General features: G+C 55.2%; 2 protein-coding genes. One reads left to right on the top strand and one right to left on the bottom strand.

The window, feature by feature from the left end; translation table 11 throughout:
- Positions 1-268: 268 nt before the first annotated feature.
- Positions 269-3,292, top strand: coding sequence for a hypothetical protein (locus tag IQ241_RS24900; RefSeq protein ID WP_193912463.1), 3,024 nt, complete (start codon positions 269-271; stop codon positions 3,290-3,292).
- A gap of 158 nt (positions 3,293-3,450) precedes the next feature.
- Here IQ241_RS24900 and IQ241_RS24905 read toward each other — a convergent pair whose 3' ends face one another.
- Positions 3,451-4,419, bottom strand: a complete 969-nt coding sequence (locus tag IQ241_RS24905) for an endonuclease/exonuclease/phosphatase family protein (protein WP_228022085.1) — start codon at positions 4,417-4,419, stop codon at positions 3,451-3,453.
- Positions 4,420-4,750: the final 331 nt, after the last annotated feature.

The raw sequence follows: 4,750 nt of genomic DNA on the forward strand, positions 1-4,750 counted from the left end.
TCTGACGCTGATGCCACCCAGTACTTGTATTCGATGAGTCTCACGATGAGTCTTTGTAGTCTCTACCAAATGTCACTCATCACGACAACTGACTGTCACGTCACCGCTACGGCCTTGACATTTAACATTCTATTAATTAATATTGCAACTGTGTTAGAGTGACGAAAAAATCTGCCGAAAAAATTTTCCTAGTGGAGCTTTTAAGCGTATTTATCCTCGCTCAATTTCGCTCTAGACCGCTCTCCACAGTACTTTAATGGATAGAGCCATGAACTACTTGAAGTTGAAGATACCAACGACTCGAGTTTGTCTTTCCATCGCGTGCGCGGTCGCCATAGGGATTCCTTCAGCCGCACATGCGCAGCGGGTGGTTTCCCTTTCGGCGGATGGCACGATGCGGATACTCGATGAGCCGGATTGTCGAGGCGCAGAATGCCAATGGCTCGATATCGATCGGAATATCCGCAGCATCAGTGTGGCCGCGAGCGCGACGCAAATCTTTCAGCTGCATACCACAGGCGCAATCTGGCGGTGGGAGGGCCGTCCCTGTTTTGACGGAGCATGCCCGCATTGGCAGCAGATCGACAACAACCGGCAGGCGGTAGCGATTGCCGCGAACTATGACGAGTTGTTCCAGCTTCATCGTAATGGATCAATCTGGCGCTGGGCTGGAGGAGACTGTGATAGCTCCGGTTGTCCGTCGTGGGTACGAATCGACAATAATCCGCGATCGCGCGCTATCGTTGCTGCTGGAGACCAACTCTTCCAGTTACATGACAACGGTGCTATCTGGCGCTGGAAAGGCGGCGATTGTTCGGGTGAGCGTTGCTCCAGCTGGGAACAGCTTGACAACAACCCCCTGGCCCGCGAAATTACTTTTTCAGCGCGCGGCAACCTTTTCCAGCGGCACGTGAACGGTGCTATCTGGCGATGGGAAGGTCAGCCCTGCACCCCTTCAGGCTGTCCGTCCTGGACACGCATCGACAATAATCAGGCGACCGTCGATATTCTTGCTGCTCCGGGAAATCTCTTTCAGCGTCACGGCACTGGCGCGATATGGCAATGGGAAGGACGGTCATGCGAAGGAGAGTCCTGTCCTCATTGGACTAGAATCGGCAGTATTGCCAGCCTACAGAACATTGTGGCAGGAGCACAGCCCTATCCCGATGAGTTCACTGGTCGCGGCGGCGGCCCGGCACCTGTTTATGCAGTCCACGCAACGGGCCAGGTTTCTAAATGGCCAGGCGAGCCATGCGAGGGCGACTGTCCTGCCTGGATTGATATGGGTCAGGCATTCACGCGCTATCAGCCAACCCGCGGCGGCCTTTTCGTGTTTGATGGTACACCTCCCGACCAAAATAACAACATCGTGGTGATTCCGGCGCAGCCTGGAGATGCAGATGGCGACGGTTTGCCCGATGAATGGGAACGCGATCGCGCAGACTGGGGGCTCAGTCCTAACCGTGCGGATATGATCGTCGTGCCCGTGCTCCGACCAGAAGTCGCAGAAAATTCAGCGCTGATGAGTACGCTACAAAATAATCTGGCACAGGCCAAGAACTTCTATGGCAATCTGCCCATCCGGACGGAACGCGGCGCGCAAGGCATTCATATTGTCTTGCGGCAGGGCAATAGGCTAGGCAACCGTTTCCGCGAATCCGCTGATCCCTTTATCGATTATGGCGCCGTTCGCACCGCGGGAATGCCGAGCGAGCTGATTGGTTATGCGCATGGACTTCTAATCGGTACCGGCACCAGTGGAGGAGGGCAGACTAGCGGCCCCGACTGGGCAGGGGTGTCGAACAATTATTTCACGATCATCCATGAATTGGGTCACCAGCTGGGATTGGAGCACACGCCGGGTGGGGCGACAGGTCAGAGTCCGCTCTACACGAGTCTGATGAACTACGACTATGCCTTCAGCTTCGGTGGCGAGCGAGACGCCGTTCACTTCAGCTTAGGTAAGTTTGCCGATCTACGCATCAATGAGCGCGACCTCGATGAGAATCTGCCCTTCCCGGAAAGCGATCTGCGGTTTCTTGAATCCAACCCCTATAATTTCGATGTCGAGGCAAGGGGGCCTGCAAGCGCTACGGTCGATTGGAACCGCAACGGTATCCACGGTGAACGCGGTGTGCGTGCCGATGTGAATGACGGTTATGCCATGGGCGTTGGCCAATTTAATCAGGTTGGGGAAGCCACCGGAGACGTGTCAATGGCAGCTTTGGGGAACATCTTGGTCGCTTTCCGCACCGTCGTCCCCGGCGTCGACCGCACTGAATATACGGGTTCTGGCGCGACGCCGGATGAACCAGGGCTGCTTTACTACACGTCACTTCGCGGCCGCGAAGTGATGAATAGGGACCTGATCACGCCCACCAGGGTCGTGCTCGGTGCACCAAGCGCTACCGAGATCGGCGGGCGCATTCTCGTTGCCTTCCCCTCTGCGTTTAACACGATACAGCTCGGTACCTATACGGTCGATGTCGACGGTACTCTGCAGGGCGTTTTACAGCCTTATGCGGTGGGCGGTCGCCGCGAGGTGACCCTTGCACCGATTGGTACCCCCAACCGCGCGGAAATGGTGCTTTGGGACCCAGCCACCAAGCAAGTCGAGACGCGCTCGGTCACCCTTGGCGCCTCGGTCGGTATCGGCGACGCGCAACTCGTTCGGCGTTCCGATGGAACTCCTTTCCTCTCGGAGGTCCCCCCAGCTGCTGTTTACAACAGCAAGACTGGCAAGCTGGTGCTGCTGACCGCACATGATACGTCGCGGACTCAGAATCGACTGAAGTTCTGGTTCCTTGATGCAAGCTCGGCTGGCTATCGTGCGGCTTCTGGTCGTTGGCTTAGCGACGACAGGGCAGCGAGCGCTGACCGACCGGCCTTGGCTTTCGACGATGGCGCCCATGCCGGTGAGGAGGGAATGTATTTAGCCTATTTTCGAACTATCGCAGATGCTAGCCGCGATGACCGGCACCAAATCCATGTTGTCCGCGCGTCGCCGCCGGCAACGGTCGGCAGTGAAACGGATGCTGCATTTTCGAACCGCTACCGCATGTTCATCAATGAGTGGGTGGCCTCGCGCAATCCACCCGCGGTGACGCCTTATCAGGACGATTTCGCCATTGTCTGGCGTACGCCGGAAGTCTCTAACGACGTAGCTGCCCGGAATGTCGCTGAGGTCAATCTCTTCGCCAGCGGTGCCATGGCTGATGTGCCTGCGGACTATAATGATATTAGCCACATCGCAACGCGTGGCCTACAGCGGATTGTCGACCTGCGACCCTAGTTCTCAAGTACTGGTTGATCTAGCAAGGGGATTGGGAACGTCCTGTGCTTGCCCCTGATGGCAGCTTCGCTTCAATTGGGTCAAGGAGAGCCAGGAATCCTAGCGGTACCGTAGCTGAAGAATTTTTGCTGCCCCTAAACGCGATCGCCCAGTGCTAGCTATATGTCAAAAGTAGCCGTGACGGGAGCATGGTCAGAGCCCGGCTCTTCTCGTCGCTCATTTGGATTTCCGCTAATCGAAGGCAATCCTCCTAGAAGGTCTACATGAGAGTCTACTGCTGGGACCTGGCGGGGCTGACCCGACAATAGCTCCTCACTAGCCAAAATGTGATCAATCAGTTCTCCATTGCCTTTGTAAATCCGGCTGAATCTCCGCTCCTCGGGAATCAGTGGTGCGAGGTTGAATAGCCGGGCTTTGTTCCCTTTATCCGGTGCATTGAAGCCTCTAGTGCCGATCTCGCTGCCGGGAGGTCCCTGAAGGATCTGGGTGGTCGCAGCATCGGTTACATCGTTGAGGTCGCCTAGTAATATCAGTGCGGCTTCGGGCTGGCGGTTGAGCAAATCATTGGCCCAAATCCTTAGAGCTACCGCTTCTGCCGTTCGCTGTAGCAGAGCAGTGCCTGCGACTCGGGCACGTTCGTTTTCATTCCTGGGTGAAAAGCGAGCCCTTCCAGAAGGGTTGGGAAAGGTCAGGAGCTTCGACTTTAAATGAGCGGTGATCAGGTAAATGGGAATGTCTGACTGGGACTGTACCTGTATTCGCAGGGCACCTCGGTTGAGGCGGGTAGACTGGTAAAAATCGCCTTTGGAGTCGAGCCTCGGGACTGTCGGAAGGCCAGCCTCAGGGAACTGAACTAATTCATCGCTTGCGGCGATTTCCAATTTGGAAAGAAAGCCAACCCGGATACCGCGTCGGTCTGGATTGGTAGACAGCCGCTGATGGGGATACTGATCCTGGAGCGCAGCCACTAAATCTTCGAAGGGTTCTGGTCCACCGACTTCTTGAACCGCTAATACGTCTGGGTCTAGATCTCTAATGACTTGAGCAAGGCTGTCTAATCTTTCTTCGTATTTGGCTGGGTCATCGGGTCCAGCTTCTGCTGTCGGTCGAAAAAGATTGGGTATCAACTTAAAGCGGGACAAAAAGCGCTTGGCAAGGATGTATCAATAAGCACAACAAACAAAAAGCTCTGCGGCAGAGCCCAGAGCCATGTATCGTCACCCTAACAAGTTCAAAACATGGGTACGATGACACTCAGTAAAAGAGCACGCAGCCAAAAAGTCGCCGATTGCATCAAAGAGAACATACAGCAGACGCTTAGCAGGATCGCCTATCAAATGTCAATTAACTTGTCCGGTCAGCGTCAATTAACTTGTCCGGTCTTATCAGTCTGCTTTTGAGAACGCTGTTTAGCCCTGTGCTGCCGAAAACTGTCTGCCTGGATTTCGATGATGACCG

The organism is Vasconcelosia minhoensis LEGE 07310 (assembly GCF_015207255.1).
In the GTDB taxonomy this organism is placed as follows: Bacteria; Cyanobacteriota; Cyanobacteriia; order Phormidesmidales; family Phormidesmidaceae; genus Vasconcelosia; species Vasconcelosia minhoensis.